The 16403-nt window shown below is 72.0% G+C and carries 9 protein-coding genes and 4 pseudogenes; 6 read left to right on the plus strand and 7 right to left on the minus strand.

What is annotated here, in order from left to right:
• The first annotated feature begins 5 nt into the window (after positions 1-5).
• The 4 genes and pseudogenes from JIX56_RS40065 to JIX56_RS40080 all read left to right on the plus strand — a co-directional run bounded on the left by JIX56_RS40065 (position 6) and on the right by JIX56_RS40080 (position 3326).
• Positions 6-512 (plus strand): GNAT family N-acetyltransferase, encoded by a 507-nt coding sequence (locus tag JIX56_RS40065; RefSeq protein ID WP_257548382.1) that lies wholly within the window; start codon positions 6-8, stop codon positions 510-512.
• A gap of 355 nt (positions 513-867) precedes the next feature.
• Positions 868-1262, plus strand: a pseudogene (locus JIX56_RS40070) (site-specific integrase); the annotation flags it as partial.
• Positions 1254-1493: pseudogene (locus JIX56_RS40075) on the plus strand (hypothetical protein); the annotation flags it as partial. The pseudogenes JIX56_RS40070 and JIX56_RS40075, both read left to right, overlap by 9 nt.
• Positions 1494-1604: 111 nt before the next feature.
• Positions 1605-3326: a hypothetical protein gene (locus JIX56_RS40080; protein ID WP_257548384.1), complete on the plus strand. Its 1722-nt coding sequence runs from the start codon at positions 1605-1607 to the stop codon at positions 3324-3326.
• Positions 3327-3578: 252 nt separating this feature from the next.
• Here JIX56_RS40080 and JIX56_RS40085 read toward each other — a convergent pair.
• A pseudogene (locus JIX56_RS40085) lies at positions 3579-3926 on the minus strand (IS200/IS605 family accessory protein TnpB-related protein); the annotation flags it as partial.
• A 248-nt stretch (positions 3927-4174) separates the two neighbouring features.
• Complete coding sequence (locus JIX56_RS40090) at positions 4175-4762, minus strand: CGNR zinc finger domain-containing protein (protein WP_257548386.1); 588 nt, start codon at positions 4760-4762, stop codon at positions 4175-4177.
• A gap of 84 nt (positions 4763-4846) precedes the next feature.
• Here JIX56_RS40090 and JIX56_RS40095 point away from each other — a divergent pair, with 84 nt between their 5' ends.
• Together JIX56_RS40095 and JIX56_RS40100 are read left to right on the plus strand one after the other, a co-directional pair.
• Positions 4847-5740 carry an alpha/beta fold hydrolase gene (locus JIX56_RS40095; protein ID WP_257548387.1) on the plus strand — a complete coding sequence of 298 codons (894 nt, stop codon included), beginning with the start codon at positions 4847-4849 and terminating at the stop codon, positions 5738-5740.
• 355 nt (positions 5741-6095) lie between these two features.
• Positions 6096-6977: pseudogene (locus JIX56_RS40100) on the plus strand (IS701 family transposase); the annotation flags it as partial.
• 95 nt (positions 6978-7072) lie between these two features.
• Here the strand turns inward: JIX56_RS40100 and JIX56_RS40105 are convergent.
• The 5 genes from JIX56_RS40105 to JIX56_RS40125 form a co-directional block, all read right to left on the minus strand.
• Positions 7073-7714, minus strand: coding sequence for a cutinase family protein (locus JIX56_RS40105; RefSeq protein ID WP_257548397.1), 642 nt, complete (start codon positions 7712-7714; stop codon positions 7073-7075).
• A 137-nt stretch (positions 7715-7851) separates the two neighbouring features.
• Positions 7852-9096 (minus strand): PucR family transcriptional regulator, encoded by a 1245-nt coding sequence (locus JIX56_RS40110; protein WP_257548399.1) that lies wholly within the window; start codon positions 9094-9096, stop codon positions 7852-7854.
• Positions 9097-9218: 122 nt separating this feature from the next.
• The gene (locus JIX56_RS40115) at positions 9219-10289 is read right to left on the minus strand and encodes an alpha/beta hydrolase (RefSeq protein WP_257548401.1); all 1071 of its coding nucleotides are present in this window, start codon (positions 10287-10289) and stop codon (positions 9219-9221) included.
• 22 nt (positions 10290-10311) lie between these two features.
• Complete coding sequence (locus tag JIX56_RS40120; protein ID WP_257548403.1) at positions 10312-14637, minus strand: type I polyketide synthase; 4326 nt, start codon at positions 14635-14637, stop codon at positions 10312-10314.
• Positions 14634-16382, minus strand: coding sequence for a fatty acyl-AMP ligase (locus JIX56_RS40125; RefSeq protein WP_257548405.1), 1749 nt, complete (start codon positions 16380-16382; stop codon positions 14634-14636). The genes JIX56_RS40120 and JIX56_RS40125 overlap by 4 nt, the downstream gene beginning before the upstream one ends.
• Positions 16383-16403: the final 21 nt, after the last annotated feature.

Below are 16403 nucleotides of genomic sequence, written 5' to 3' on the forward strand. Positions count from 1 at the left end.
CGGCCATGCAGACTCGACAGGCATGGCCTGATGACGCATCAGCGGTCGCCGGTGTCTACGTGCGCTCCTGGCAGGCGGCCTTCGCCGGTCTTGTTCCCCAGCACTACCTCAACGCCATGGATCCAAGCCGCGAAGAGTCCGAGTGGAAGACACGCATCGCGGAGACACGATGGCCATCGTCGGGAGTGCTGGTAGCCGAAACCGAGGCGGGGATCGTCGGATTCGCAGGTTTCGGCCCATCTCAGGAGACCCCTGCCATCGCGGAAATCGGCACGCTTTACACGATGCCCGAGGTCTGGGGCACCGGGATCGGGAAGCAGTTGATGCTGGCCGCGTTGACGACTCTCGGACAGGCCGAGTACACGCAAGCCACCTTGTGGGTCCTGGAAGACAATGAACGCGCCCGGCGCTTCTACGAAGCCGCTGGCTGGCGCGCAGACGGCGCAGCCGTGGAGGACACCACCGGTGGGGCCTCTCTCAACAAGTTGCGCTACCGCTGCCCTGTTGGCTAACCCGCTCACCGTCATGCTCGTCCAGGGAACCAGGAACGGCATAGTCGTGAGTTGGAGTCGAACTTACGGAACCAGCTCCAGGGAGCACGACGACGGACCCTTGAGTTCTCACCGAGAACCCTTCAGTTTGCATGAACTCACGGCACTCACGGGGGTTGAGGAACATCGGAACGAAAACCGGTGCTAAGCCTCGATCGGCCCTGGTGGGCGGCTGGCGGAGCGTCGGCGGCGGGACCCGTCTGAAGTCTTCCCGCAGAAAACGCCCCCAATATCTGTGGGAAGAGATCGCGACCTGCGGGAACGGCCGCCAGACCGTACATGAAGCGGCCCCGTTATCTGCGGCAAGGGGGAAAGGGTGCCCACAGTCGTACATCTGCCAACCGGGAAGGCGCTCACCGTCCGGACGGCGGCCGACGTGTTCCTGGACTCGCTTGGCAATCCGAACGCGGTACGGTACTACGGGATCGGGGTGGGCAAGACCGCCGAGCGGCTCGGCGAGGGCCGGCCGTTGGAACGGTCGCGGACGACGAGATCGGCGAGGCCCTGGAACTGCTGTGGGGCACCGCTGCGGTGAACACCTGGAACTCCCGCCGGGCGTCGGTACTGTCCTGGCTCGGGTGGTGCTGTAAGCGCGGCTACGACGGACCCACCGTCCCGACCTGGGCGAAGCGGCTGACGGAGCCGGACTCCGAGACCCCGGCCCGCTCGAAGATGGCGATCGACTGGCTGATCGCGCGTCGCATCGCGCACACCATCGGGGTGGGCACCAGCTCGGGCTGGTCACGGCTGGGCGGCTCGGGCACATGGACCGGTGCGCGGGCCACGGCGCTCGTCCGGCAGTACGACGGGGCGAGCGCGAAGATCTCCACCGGCGGCGGCCACTTCTGGCCGTACGGGCTGAACTACGACAACGAGTTCTCCGGTACGGCGGCCGACCGGCACGTCCGGATCGTTGCCGCGATGGTGAGCGACGGGCTGTAACGCCGGTCGTCGGCAAAGGGAGTTGGTGCCTCATGACAAAGGCGCCGACAGCGGCTGCGTTGTTGTGAGCATGGGGCGGCGGGGCCGTTGTGCCGGTCCTACCGTCCCAGCATGAACACGAGTCGCAGCGGAGAAAGAACGTGGCGCAGTGCCGTGCCGGCGGTCTTGCTGACCGTCGGGGCGCTCATCGGGGCCGCCCCGGACGCCCGGGGCGAGGACGCGCGGACCGAGACGGCCGTGGCGTCGACGAGTCCGGTCGGCGGTGTGACCGAGACGGTGGTGCGGGTGAGGGCGCCGCTGCCGGCGTCCTTCGGGGCGCGGCCGGCGGCGTGCGACTGGCTGTCGTACCTGCGCTACCGGGCCGCCGACGGGCCGGCGGACTCGGCCGACGCCGACCGGATCCTCGTCGCCCAGCCGGGGATCCTGGAAGGCGCCGGAGCCTTCGACAGCGTCGCCCGCAACACCGTCGCCCGCGCCACCGAACAGGGGCGGCACATCGAGTTCTGGGCCCTGGACCGGCGCTCCAACTGCCTGGAGGACCGCACCGGAGTGGCCTCCGGCGACCAGCACACGGCCGTCGACTACTACTACCGGGACAAGCAGGTCGAGGGCCGTACCTTCGACGGGTTCGTCGGCAACGGCGAGCTGGGGTGGATGGCGAAGCTCGGCATCGAGCGGACCGTCCGCGACCAGTACGACCTGCTCACCGCCGAACTGCCCGACCAGCGGCTGCGCAAGGAGAAGGTGCTGTGCGGAGGGCACTCGCTCGGCGGTGTGATCACCGGGTACTTCGCGACCGCCGACTTCGACGGCGACCGGGCCACCACGGCGGACGCCGGGCACAACCAGTGCGCCGGCTACTTCGCGCTCGACACCACCGTGTCCACCTCGCTCGCCGATCTGAGCGGCAGCATCCCGGACGACACCAACCTGCCCGACATCGGCCTCGGTTACGGCGCGGTGCAGGCCGGGCTCGACAGCGGCGTGCTGCCGCGCACGCTGTCCGCGCCGGTGCTCCTCAACCCGGAGATGATGACGCTGCTGGCCATCGCCGGCCTGGGCGCGCTGCAGGACCCGGGTGGCGAGGCCACCCTGCCGAGCTATCTGCCCCTCAACACCAACATCGAGGTCACCAACCGCTTCCTGTTCTCCGAGGACACCGCCACCTTCCTCACCGGCTCACCCGCGGTGAGGGACTTCCGGCTCACCAACGAGGCGATCCTCGGCGCGCTGATGGACGACCACTCCGTACCGCTGGCGTTCCTGCAGAGCAGCGTGGGCTTCTTCGACGGCGGGCCGATCGTCGACAAGAACTTCCCCCTCGCCAACGGGAGCGACGAGCAGCCGGCGCTCTTCGGCAGCGAGTACAAGGCCATCCCCGACCAGCCGGGCGGGCCGCTCTACACCTGGCGGAACTACGACCGCGTCGGCGATGCCGACGACCCCGGGTACCGGTCTGCCGACGGGACACCGTTCACGGGCGCGGGCAAGGAGGTCACCGACATCCAGGAGCTGGCCCGCAGCATGGCCGAGCAGCCGCTGGACTTCGCCGAGCAGTACTTCCCGACCAAGCTGGTCACCGACCTCCAACTGGCCACCTCGCCCCAGGTGAAGCGCCTCGTCGTCCACCCGGACGGGCTCACCGCCAACCCGACGCTCACCGTGCTCGCGGGCGACGGACTGCTGGCGGGCCGTGTCCCGGCCGACCTGGACCCCGTGGTCGCCGACGGCTACCAGCATCTGGATGTGCTGACCGCCGCGCCCACGCAGAACGACGGCCGTCCCGAGCCCGTCTCCACGAGCCTGACGGAGTTCGCGCGGGCTCCCGAGTAACCGTTCCTAGAGACTGAGTGGGAGTGAGTCCTGTTGCCAGGACTCGCGCTCAGCCGAACGCCCCGGACGGTGTTAAGCGTTCTGGTTGCCCGCGTTCACTCCGCTTCCGGGCGGCACGGATCGTGTCCGTGGTCCGGGAATGCGGGGGCGGATTCCCTCACGCCCGGGAACACGCCGGCCGGCCTGGACGATCCGATGCCCCTGCTCATCACTCCGGTGAGCAGGGGGCGGTGCCGTCCGTCGCCGGATCGGGTGTCCCTGGGCGCGAATACCCGCTTCCAGATTCTGGAGGTGCGCCAGCTGGCAGCGGCGGGCCAGCCCCCACTGGTCGTGAGTGGCTTTGGTGATGCTGCCCGCCCACCGCGAGGACGAGAGCGGCGTCAGCTCCCGCTTACGCACCGCCCACGCCTCACCGGAGTGCTCCAGCCCGTCCCGGCAGCGCGCCTTGAGATCCTTCGAAGCGAGCGACCCCAGATGCGCGCCGACCAGGCACAGCACCTTCTCATCGTCCGACGTCAGATGCTTGAGGCGGGTCCGGACAGCCACCCCACTGGGACCGGACGCGATGAACGACGCCGCCACACTCCTCAGCTCACCCACCCCGTCACCCCCGCCCCGACCCCACCCGAAGATCCCGTCGCCCTGGGAAACGAGCGCTGCCCATGAGGGTCACGCATTCGATGAGAGAACGTCAGTTCCTCACTGAAACCGACACCACGGCCTACTACTCCAGCTGTAGATCGTGATCTTGCTGGAGGTGAAACTGGGCGTCCGAGTTGGCCTGTGAGCTTGGCCTGTGAGGTCTCGGCCTTGAGTGAGCCGGTCCGTGGGAGTGGGCGCTGTCTCCGTCAGGTACGGGACGCGTCGGCCGGGTTGTGGCGCCGGTAGTAGCGGGCGACGCGGGTCCGGTTGCCGCAGCGGGTGGGGGAGCACCAGCGGCGGCGGGGGTGTGACGACAGGAACACCATGACGCAGTCGTCGGCCTCGCACTCCTTGAGCCTGCCGATCGCGGGGGCGCTGAGCATCTCGGCAGCGGCCTCGGCCAGCAGTGCGGCGAGGCGGGTGCCGAGGGGGCCGGTGCGGCGGGAGATGGCGGTGACCGCGGTGCCGTCCCAGCCGAGTTCCCGGACAGATGGTGCCGCACGCTGGGCCTCGGTGAGTCCGCCCAGGGCGGACCCGGGGGGTTCGGTTTGGTCCAACAATGCCCGGACGGCGGCTTCGGTATGTGCTCGGACGGCGTGGACGGGGGCGAGGTCGGCCCGGGTCGGTGCGGTGTCCCGGACCTCTCCCTGGAGGCGGTCCCCCTCCAGGGTCAGCCAGTCGGACAACTGCCGCGGGGTGGCGAGCAGATCCACGCGCCCGTGGGCCCCCACTGGGCGGGTGTTGACCAAGTCCAAGGCCAGGACCTCGCCGGTCAGCGGTGCACTGTCAGTCATGCCCTAATGCTACATCGCGCACTTGACGCGTTAGTCGCAGCGAGGTTAGTACTAATGCATCTTTGCGCTAAGGAGGCATGTGATATGACGTCCGCGACACCGCCCCGCATCGCTGTTCCGGCCCGGACCGTCCACCGGTTCGTAGAGGTCGATCAGGTGGAGGTCTTCTACCGGGAGTCCCTACCCGAGCGTCCCGACGCCCCGGTGGTGCTGCTCCTGCACGGCTTTCCCTCCGCCTCGCACCAGTACCGTCGCCTCATCGACACCCTCGGCCGCCACTACCGGCTCATCGCCCCCGACTACCCGGGCTTCGGACACACCCGCACCCCGGACGGGTTCACCTACTCCTTCGAGCGGCTCGCAGATGTCGTCGAGCGCTTCACCGAACGCCTGGCCCTGACCCGCTTCGCCATGTACCTCTTCGACTTCGGCGCCCCCGTCGGCTTCCGCCTGGCACTCCGCCGCCCGGATCGTGTCGCGGGCCTGGTCGTGCAGAACGGCAACGCATACGCCGAGGGGCTGTCGGAGGCGGCCCGCGAGTTCACCGCCCTCACCCCCGACACCCCCGGCGCCGACCAGGCCGTCCTCGACCTGTTCACCCTGGACGCCACACGCGCCCAGTACGAGGGCGGCACCGCCGACCCCGAACTGATCGCCCCCGAGGGCTGGCTGCTCGACCAGCACTTTCTCGACCAGCCCGGCCGCAAGCAAGCGCAGCGCGCGCTTGCCTACGACTACAAGAGCAACATCGCCGCCTACCCCGACTGGCAGGCGTGGCTGCGCAAGCACAGGCCGCCGACTCTGATCACCTGGGGCAGCCGCGACCCGTTCTTCCCCGAACCCGGCGCGCTTGCCTACCTTTCCGACCTGCCGGACGCCGAACTTCACCTGTTCGACACCGGTCACTTCGCCCTGGAGGACCACTTGCCCGAAATCGCCCCGCTGATTGCCGACTTCCTCACCCGCACCTGGGCCTGACTGGCCCGTTTGCACTCGTCGTACCGCGGCGGCCGAGGCATGGGCCGCCGGAGCGACGAGGCCGATCCCGATGCTCAGCCGGCCCAACTCAAAATGCTCACGGGCTAACTCGGACGCCCAGTCACAGGTGGCGGCCCGGAGCTACCTCCATCCGCAGACCAGCAGCCTGGACCACTTCCACCGACTGCTTGCCGCACTCCTGCACCGCCGCAACCAGCACCCTGATGGCCCAGATGCTGAGCGTCACACGCACCAACCAGTCCAACCAGTTCCAGGACGGTCACTGCAAACTCGTCTGACGTCCGTGGAGAACACCCCTACAGATCTCTGACAGTTATTCACGAACAAGCCCCAGGGCCGGATCGAGAACTCCCAGGTCACCGTCTACCTCGTCTACGCCGGCGCCCGGGGACAAGCTGCGGCGGACCGGGAGCTGTACATCTCGCGCTCCTGGACCTGCGGCCCGGACCGCTGCCGGACAGCGGGGCTCGGCGAGGACACCGTCTTCGCGACCAAGCCGGAACTGGCCCGCACGATGATCGAACGGTTCCTGGCCGCCGGACACCGCGTCGGCTGGGTCACGGGTGACGAGGTCTACGGCGGCAACCCGAAACTGCGGGCCGCTTTGGAGGAACGCGGCATCGGCTACGTTCTCGCGGTGGCATGCTCGACCGAAGTGCCCACCGGCGCAGGCACGTTCCGCGCTGATGCCTTGGTGAAGAAGGTGCCGAAGCGGGCCTGGCAAAGACTCTCGGCCGGGCCCGGTGCGAAGGGACAGCGGTTCTACGACTGGGCCGTCATCGACCTCGCCGAAGCGGCACCGGGCCGGCGCCAGCTCCTGATCCGCCGCAACCGCACCACCGGCGAACTCGCCTACTACCGCTGTCACACCACCACGCCGGCATCACTGGCCACCCTGGTCATGGTCGCAGGTTCCAGATGGCGGGTGGAGGAAACATTCCAGAGCGAGAAGGGGCTGGCCGGAGTGGATGAGCACCAGGTCCGCAACTACCCCTCCTGGGCCCGCTGGGTCACCCTCGCGATGCTCGCCCACGCCTTCCTCGCCGTCGTCCACGGCAACGAGTACGCACACCCACCCCCATCGGACGACCTGATCCCGCTGACCTGCAACGAGATCCAGCGCCTGTTCATCACTGTGGTTGTCCGACACGATCACGGCCCGGGCCACCGGCTCAGCTGGTCCACCTGGCGACGCCGCCACCAGGCCGCTGACCAGCCCAGATACCGAACTGCGGCTGGAGTGCTAACCAGGCCCGGGAGGATTTCTCCTCCCGGGCCCTTCGCCTCTCTGTGCGGGGCTTCGCGTGGGGCTCAGACCTTGCCCGCGGCGAAGGCCGCCGCCGCGTCCGCGTTCGCCCGGTAGCTCAGGTGCGCGCCCGTGTCGCCCCCGCCGTTCTCGCAGACGGGGTCGCCGGCCGCGCAGAAGTCGATGGTGCGGCTCTGGTAGGTGCCGGTGACGCTCTTGCCGATGGCCCGGATCGGGTTGCCGAACAGCAGCACCGCGGCGACCTTGGGTTCGAGCGCGGCGGGAATGGTGGCCACGATGGGGCTGCCGACCACCGCGCCGGCGCTGCTGATGCCGATGGAGTTGTCGACGACGTTCGCGCCCTGCGAATAGCCGACCAGGATGAAACGCTGGTTCGGGCAGGAAGCGGCCTGGCTCCTGACGTGGTTCACCAGGTCCCTGTTGCCCTGCGCGGCCGAGGTGAGGGAAAGGTCCGCGGGATAGTTCACCTTGTAGCTGGACAGTGATTTGCCCGTGATTTTCTTCTGCAGCGCGGAATACACGGGGTCGCCGACGATGAAGCCGAGCGTGCCCGGCTCGAAGGTGCCGCGAGCCGCGACGACGTCGATGTCCGTGCAGGCCGCGGCGGCGGCCGTGGGTGCCGAGACGGTGGCCAGTCCGGCCCCGCCGGCCAGGGAGAGTGCGGCGAGGCACAAGCGGATACGCATGGGGATCCTTTGAGGGTGGGGCGCGTGGAGCGCCTGCGGAAAAGGACGTCCCGAAGGTATTCGCGTTGTTGGACCGGGTGTTATGGACGGGAATTCAGTAATCGATTTTCTTTTTGCGCAGAGGTGAGTCTGTTTCCTTATGTGGTTCCTTGTGCGGTGAATGTGTCGTCGTCCCGCAACGCCTCCGCGCGCAGGGCGAGGATGAGGTCCAGGCGGGTGCCCGGGTCGTGCAGGGCGTCGCCGAAGAGCTTCTCCAGCTGGCGCAGGCGGTAGCGGACCGTCTGTGGGTGGATGTGGAGGCGGGCGGCGACATCGGGCACGTTGCTGCCGCCGAGCAGCCATGCCAGCAGGGTCTCGGCGAGCCGGCCGCGCGGCCCCTCCGCGACCGTGTCCAGCGGGGCCAGGACCCGCAACCGGAGCTGGTCGAGCATCGGTTCGTCGCTGTGCAGCAGCAGCGTGGAGAGATGGTCGGCGCAGCGCACCACCCCCTGCCGGGGCAGGATGCCGCGCCCCATGAGGCCGAGCGCGCGGGTGGCCCAGCGCAGCGAACGGGCGGCCTCGGCGAGGGGGACCGTCGGCCCGATCGCGGCGGGCCGGCCGCGCAACGCGAGCGTGAACGCCCGGCCGCCGAAACGGCCGGAACCGTCCGGGTCGGGCACCAGCATCCGCGGGGGCCGCGACTCCATGTCCACCAGCGCCCCCGCCGCCGCCAACGGCCGGTCCGCCTCCCGCTGGTCCGGGGTCGCCGCCAGCGCGACCACCGCGACCTGCCTCGGCACCGACCACCGGGCGCCGTGCGCCAGATCCCGCACCGCCTCCGGGGCCACCGGCCCCTCGCCCAGCAGCAGATCGAGCAGCCGTCTGCGCCGCCGCTCCAACTCGTCCGTGCTGCGCAGCTGGGCCTCCGCGTATCCGGCGGCGGCCGCCTCGGCCACCTCGTGCACCGTCTGGAACGCGAGTTCGCCGAGCGCCGCCACCACCGAGGAGTCCAGGCCCAGTGCCTCCGCCGTACGGCCCATCAGCCGCCAGGCGTGCAGTCCCCCGACCCGTAACGCCGACTGCAACGCGTCCAGGGCACGGCCCTCCAGGGCCTCGCCGCGCCCGAGTTCGTAGTACGTGGCGGTGATCGCGGCCCCCTGGCCGCGCGGATCGGCGATGTGGTCGACGAACAGGGTCAGCGCCTGTACGACCCCGGATCTGAGGTGCGCGAGATACGTCCCGTCGGCCGGGCGGGCGTACTCCGGGACCTGTCTGCGCACCTCCTCCTCCACCTCGTCGGCGACGGCCTCCAGCTGATCGCGCAGCAGCTTGGCCAGTTCGGGAGGCACGGGGGCGGCGCCGGGGCCGTCCGGTACGCCGTGCGGCGGGGTGGGGGCAGCCACGGCGGACCCTCCTTTCACCCGGAAGCGGCTCACCCGCGGGCTGGTGCCCGTGGGATGAGGGGCAAGTCCTGGGTTGGACGGACGTCCCCTGCGCTCCGTTCCGTGCCCCGACGGCACCGGCCTCACGCCGGCACCCCCAGCGCACCCGCGAGCATCGGCCACGACGCGCCGAACTCCCGCTTCCAGTAGGCCCAGCTGTGCCCTCCTCCCGCGTAGAAGTGGGTCGTCACCGGGACGCGCAGCAGCGCCAGCGTGTTCGTGAACGCGTGCGCCGACGGCCACAGCGCGCTCTCCAGCGCCTCCGGCAACCAGTCGCCGGTCCCGCCCACCACCCCGCTGCCGCTGGACACGTACAGGGCGGTGCCGCGCAGCCCCGCCGCGCGGTACCGCGGATTGAAGTCCCGCCAGGTGAGCAGATTCAGGATCGGGTTGCCCCACAGGGACAGGGGCGCCAGGTTCTCGCGGGCCACGATGGCGTCCATCAGGCTCGGCACACCGGGTGCCGTGGTGTCGAGGATGCCGCTGTACGAGGCCGCCGCCGCGAACGCCCCCGGATGCCGTGCCGCGTGCGCCATCGCTCCGTAGCCGCCGGTGGACACCCCGGCGACGACCTGGACCCCGGACGCCCGGTAGTTCCGGGCGAGCAGTGCCGGGACCTCGGCGAGCTGGAACGTCTCGTAGTCCGGGCCGTTCCGCCAGGCCGTGGGTATTCCGGTGGGCCCCGCGTCCGGCATCGCCACGATCAGCTCCCGGCCCTCCGTGAACGCCACGATGTCCGTCTCCCGGGTCCAGGACGTGTAGTCGTCGTGGGCGCCGTGGAGGAGATACAGCACGGGGTACTTCCGGCCCGGCTGCGTGCCGAAGGAGGAGGGGAGGACCAGCCGCACCGGTGCGTTGCGTCCCAGGGCGGCGGAGGGGAGGGAGACGTCGAGGGTACGGGGGCCGAGGCGGGTGACGGTTTCTGTGGCTGTGACGGTTTCTGTGGCTGTGGCTGTGGCTGTGGCTGCGGTGGCCTGGCTGGTGGTGGTCCGGCTGGTGGTGGTCCGGCTGGTGGTGGTCCGGGCGGTGGGCGCCCGGCGGGTGGCCGCGCCGGCGGTGCCGGTGGCTGTGGCGCCGAAGAGGGCGGCCAGGCCGGTGGCGGCGGCCGTCCTGGTGACGGCGCGGCGGGACATTCCGGTGGTGCGGTCGGACATGGCGGCTCTCCTCGGATCGGGTTCAGCGGGTGCCCCTGGCGAGCTCCCGCCGCAGATGGGCGGCGATCTCGTCGACGTACGGCGGGTCGAGCAGCGACAGATGGTGTCCCGCGACCCGGACGACGGAGAGGTCCGGGCACACCTCGTCCCAGCCGAGCGCCTCGTCGTCCCGCTCGTACGCGGGGTCGCGCACGGTGTGCGGGGCGGGCTCGGTGGCCCGGTAGAGGACCACTCGCCCGTCGTGGCGCCCCGGCCGGTGGGCCTCGCCGATCCTCAGGTCCAGATAGGAGGACCGTTGGTGATCGAGGGCTGCCCGTGGCACGTCGGCCGCCTCGCGCAGGGCCCGCAGTACGGTGTCGACGCGCTCGCCGTCGTCCTCCATGGCGGCCAACTCGTCGTACGGCACCGCCAGTTCGACCCCGTAGGTGTCGGCGACATGCCGGGCGAAGCCCGTGAAGTGCGCGCGGATCCGGTCGGCCGGTGTGCCTTCTGTCCGGGGGAGCGGCCGTACGGAGTCGATGAGCACCACCAGATCCACGTCCCGCCCGGCCGCCGTGAGCTGCCGTGCGGCCTCCTGCGCGACGAACCCCCCGAACGACCAACCGCCCAGCAGACAGGGCCCGTCGGGCTGAACAGTGGCGACCGCCTCGGCGTAACGGCGCGCCCTCTCGGCGACCGTACGGGCCTCTTCGAGCCGCTCCAGCCCGTACACCGGCCGCTCCCCGCCGAGGCGTTCCACGAGGGGCCGGTAGACGTCGGTCGTGCCACCGGCGGCGTGGACGAGGAAGAGCGGGGGGTGGGGGCCGGTGGGGTGAAGGGGGCGGAGTGAGGGAGGGGGGCCGGAGGTGTGCAGGGACTGGAGCGGAGGATTCTCGACCGGCGCTGGCTGCGGCTGCGGGCCGGTGCCCCTGCGGAGGGCTCCTGCTGCCCCTGTCATGGCTTCCTCGCCCGGCGCCCGTGGTGCTCCCGAGGGGGAGTACCCGCCGGGCGCCTTCGTGGGCCGCGTGAGTCGGGCGCCGCCGGCCGCCGTCGCCCTGACCGGCAGCGCCTGCTGGATGCGGGCCGCCGTGTCCTCGACCGTGGCGGCGCCCAGCAGATCGCGCAGGGGCAGTTCGATGTCGAACTCGCGTTCCAGCGCGGCACGGATGCGGACGGCCATCAACGAGTCCAGGCCCAGCGCGGCGAAGGCCGTGGCCGGGGTGATGCGGGCCGGCGGATGGCCGGTGACGGCGGCGATGTGGTGACAGAGGCGGGCGGAGACCGAGGCGTCCTCCGCCACGCGGCGCGCTTCCGGCCCGTGCCCGCCTTCCCCTCCGGCGGGGCCCTTCTCCGGCCCGTGCCCGCCGCCCACCCCGGCGCGGCCGGCCTCCGACCCGTGCCTGTCGGCCACCACGTGGCCCCCCTCCGGCACAAGGCCCCCCGCCACTCTCGCCGTCGCCGAGCCCGCCGCCACGCCCCCCGCCCGTCCATCCGTCCACCAATGCCGCACATGCCGCCAGCGCGGTGCGGGCAGGTCGATGACGCGGCCCGGCGGTCGTGGCAGGCGTAACCCGGCGGTGTGGAGCGTGCCGAGGCGCGTGAGGAAGTCGGCGGAGGTGTCGGCGTCGCGGTGGAGGGTGCCGAGGGCGAGGACGCCGGGGGCGGTGTCCGTGATGGCTCGGGTCAGGACCGGGTGGGGGGAGAGTTCGACGAACGCGGTGTGGCCGTCGGCGGCGGCAGCGGCGACGGCCCGGTCGAGGCGTACCGGCCGCCGCAGGTTCGCGACCCAGTGCGCGGCGTCGAAGACGCAGTCGCCCCGTGGGTCGTCCAGCACGGTGGAGTAGACGGGGATCCGGGGGCGTCCTCCTCGGATGTCCGCCAGCGAGTCGGCCAACTCGGGGAGCAGTGGCTCTACTTGGGGGGAGTGCCCCGCCCCGACCACCCGCATCGCACGCGCGGTCCGCCCCTCCTCTTCCAGCCGACGCACCAGCCCGGCCACCGCGGTCTCCTCCCCGGTGACCACTTTCTGGCCGGGGGAGGAGTGGACGGCGACGTGGACTTCGGGGAAGTCCCGTACCAGGGCGTCGAGTTCGCCGTCTTCGAGGTCGACCACCGCCATCGCCCCGCCCCGCAGCCCGCTGAGCAGCCGGGCCCGTACGGCGACCACGCGGGCCGCGTCCGACACCTCCAGCGCGCCCGCGCACACCGCGGCGGCCACCTCGCCCAGAGAGTGGCCGATGACGGCGACGGGCTCCACGCCGTGCGCCCGCCACAGCTCGGCGAGCGCCAACTGGAGCCCGAAGAGGACAGGTTGGGCGATCTCCAGGCGGTCGAGGTCGCCGCCGGACGCCAGATGGTCGTACAGGGAGAGACCGCACTCGGGCGCCAGTCGCGCGTCCAGCTTCTCCACGGCCGCGGCGAAGGCGGGTTCCTCGGCCAGGAGCCGCCGCCCCATGCCGGCCCACTGGCTGCCGTACCCGGAGAACACCCACACCGGGCCGCGCCCGACGAGGTCCCGGTCGCCCGTCATGACCGCCGTGTGGGGGCGGCCTCCCGCCAACGCGCCCAGCCCGTCCACGAGTTCGACGCGGTCACGGGCGACGACCGCCGCGCGTACCGGTCCGCGTCCCGCGCGCCCCGCCAGTGTGCGGGCCACGTCGGCGGGGTGCGTGGCGCTTCCCTCGGGCGTGCCGAGCCAGTCGGCCAGCCGGGCGGCGGTGTCGCGGACGCGGGAGGCGTCGGTGTCGGAGAGGAGGTGGAGGCGGGCGGGGGGTTCGTCGGCCGGGGGCGGGAGCAGGGCGCCGGGCCGCCATTCCTCCAGTACGGCGTGGGCGTTGGTGCCGCCGAACCCGAACCCGGAGACCCCGGCGGTGGCCGTTCCGCCGTACCGGGGCCACGGCTCGGCCTCCGTCACGACCCGCAGCCGTACGTCGTCGTCCAGGGCGCTGCCTTCGGTGCAGTGCAGCGAGGGCGGGATCAGGTCGTGGTGGAGGGCGAGCACCGTCTTCACCAGGCCGGCGACGCCCGCGGCGGACTCCAGGTGGCCGAGGTTGCCCTTGACGGAGCCGAGAAGCAGCGGCTGGTCGGGGTCGCGGCCCGCGCCGAGCACGGCGCCGAGCGCACCCGCCTCGATGGGGTCACCGAGCGGGGTGCCCGTGCCGTGCGCCTCGACGTGGTCGATGTGCGTGGGGGAGAGTCCGGCTCGGGCGTAGGCGGTCGTCAGAAGGGCCTGCTGGGCCGTCGGGTTGGGCGCCAGGAGGCCGTTGGAGCGGCCGTCGGAGTTGACGGCGGTGGCGCGGATGACGGCGAGGACGCGGTCGCCGTCCCGCTCGGCGTCGGACAGTCGCTTCAACAGCACGGCCGCGCAGCCCTCGCCACGGCCGATGCCGTCGGCCGCCGCCGAGAACGGCTTGCACCGCCCGTCCGGCGCGAGCGCGCCCGCCCGCCGGAACGCGACGGTGACCGTGGGCGAGAGCAGCAGATTGACCCCGGCGGCGATCGCGAGGTCGCTCTCCCCCGTGCGCAGGCTGACGCACGCGTGGTGCACGGCGACCAGCGACGACGAGCACGCGGTGTCGACGGCCATGCTCGGCCCCCGCGTGTCCAGGACGTACGCCAGCCGGCCCGCCGCCACGCTCAGCGCCCCGCCCGCCGGCGCCCAGGGATCGACGGCCGCCGGGTCGGCGCCCGTGAGCTGGCCGTACTCAGGCGCGGAGACCCCGACGAAGACACCGGTGGCGCTGCCGGCGAGGGACGCGGCCGGAACGGCGGCGTGGTCGAGGGTCTCCTGGACGACCTCCAGGAGAATCCGCTGCTGCGGGTCCATCACCGCCGCCTCGCGCGGCGTGATGCGGAAGAAGTCCGCGTCGAACCCGGCGATGTCGTCGAGGTAGCCGCCGTACGGGAGCGCGTCGGCGGGCGGGTACGGCGTGAAGTCCCGCCACCGGTCCTCCGGGACCCGCCGGATCGCGTCGACGCCCTCGCACAGCGACCGCCAGTACTCCGCCGGGCCGTGCACGCCGCCGGGCAGTCGGCAGCCGACCCCGACGACGGCGATCGGTTCGCCGGGCGTGGGTGCGGGCGCCATCGAGGGAGGGGCCGCGACCCCCACCGGAGCCGTCGTACCGCACAGCCGCGCCACCAGCGCATCCCCCGTGGACGCCTCCCACAGCAACGTCGCCGGCAGCTCACGGCCCGTCGCCCGGGACAACTCCCCGGCCAGCACGACCGCGTCCCGCGAGGACATCCCGAGATCCGCGAGCGGCCGGTCCATCGGCACGTCCCCGACGGCCGTACCGCTCCAGGCGGCCACCTGCTCGGCGATCAGCCGCCGCAACGCGCGCGCTTCGTCGTCCCCCACCACCCTCATCCCACGACCCCCGCCGCATAGGCATCCGCCAGATACCGCTCACGGGTCAGTGCCCGCGACACCTTCCCGCTGGACGTACGGGGCACGGTGCCCGGCGGGACGAGGACGACATCGGAGAGCCGCAGCCCGTGCCGGGCCGAGACGGCCGCGCGTACGGCCCGCACCAGGGCCGGCACGTCGATCTCGGCGAGAGGAACCGCCCGTACATGTTCCGCGACGACGACCACCCGTTCCCCGGAGCCGCCGGGTACGCCGAACGCGGCGAGCCGGTCGCGTCGTACGGCCGGATGCGCGTCCTGGGCGGTGGCCTCGACGTCCTGCGGGTAGTGGTTGCGCCCGTCGACGACGATGAGGTCCTTCAGCCGCCCGGTGACGATCAACTGCCCGTCCAGCACCGTCCCCAGGTCGCCGGTCCGCAGCCACGCGCCCGGACCGGCCGCCGCATCGGCGAACTCGGCGCCGAAGACGAGCCCGGTCTGCCGGTCCTGGTTCCGGTAACCCCGCCCCACGTTGGGGCCCTGCACCCAGATCTCGCCGACCTCGCCCTCCGCCGGCGCGACCCGCGACACCGGATCGGCGATCCGCACCCGCTGCCCCGCCGGAGCGCCGCAACCGGACAGCAGCACGGCCCTCGGATCGTCGGGCCGCGCGGGCAGGGCCTTCCCGGTGGCCAGGGCGTCACGGTCGAGCGCGAATCGCCGCAACGGCTCCCCGGGCCGCGCGGCACTGACGAAGACGGTCGCCTCCGCCAGCCCGTACGACGGGCAGTGCGTCTCCGGGACGAGGCCCTGCGCGGCGAACGCGGCGTGGAAACGGTCGGCCGTGCCGGGGCGGACCGGCTCACTGCCGTTGATCAGCGCGAAGACGCCGTCCAGCCGCAACCCGGCCTTCTGCGCCTCGGTGACCGTCGACGCGCAGTAGTCGTAGGCGAAGTTGGGCGCCGCGCTCAGCGCGCGCGGGTGCGCGGCCAGCAGCCGCAGCCAGCGCACCGGCTCGTGCAGAAACGCCACCGGATCCATGAGCACCGACAGCAGCCCCCGCACCACCGGCGCCGCGACACTCAGCACCAGCCCCATGTCGTGGTACAGCGGCAGCCAGCCCACACAGGTCACCGGATGCGCGTCGGCCCCGTACGCGGCCAGCGCCTGACGGGCGTTGGCGACGACATTGGCGTGGGTGATCTCCACGCCCGCCGGGGTGCGGGTCGAGCCGGAGGTGTACTGGAGATAGGCGACCGCGCTGTCGTCGGGAGCGGGCGGCAGCCAGTCGTCGGCGGCGGCGTCGGGCACATGGTCCCCGGCGACGACCTTCACCGCCCGGCCCTCGCACAACTCCCGTACCCCCGCGAGGGCGTGACCTGTCGTCACGACGACCGCCGGGCGCGCGTCGGCCAGGACCGCCGACAGCCGGTCGCCCTGCCCGGGCAGCCCGGGCGGATACAGCGGTACGGCGACCAGGCCGGCGGCGAGCGCCCCGAGGAAGGCGGTGACGTACTCCGTTCCCTGCGGACACAGCACCGCGACCCGTGCCCCGGGCTCCGCCTCCGTGGCGAGCCGGGCGGCCACGGCCCGCATACGCAGGTCCAGCCGGCGCCAGGTCAGCGTGCGGTGGACGCCGCGCGAGTGCGGCGCGGGATGGTCGACGAAGGTGAACGCCCGGCGGTCGGGGGTGGTCTCGGCCCAGTGCCGCACATACTCCGGCAGACTCCGGAACACGGGCGCGAGCGGGGGGCGGCGGCTGTCCATCGGGCATGGCTCCTCACGTCG

Origin of the sequence: Streptomyces sp. CA-210063, from assembly GCF_024612015.1 — a bacterium.
GTDB lineage: Bacteria > Actinomycetota > Actinomycetes > Streptomycetales > Streptomycetaceae > Streptomyces.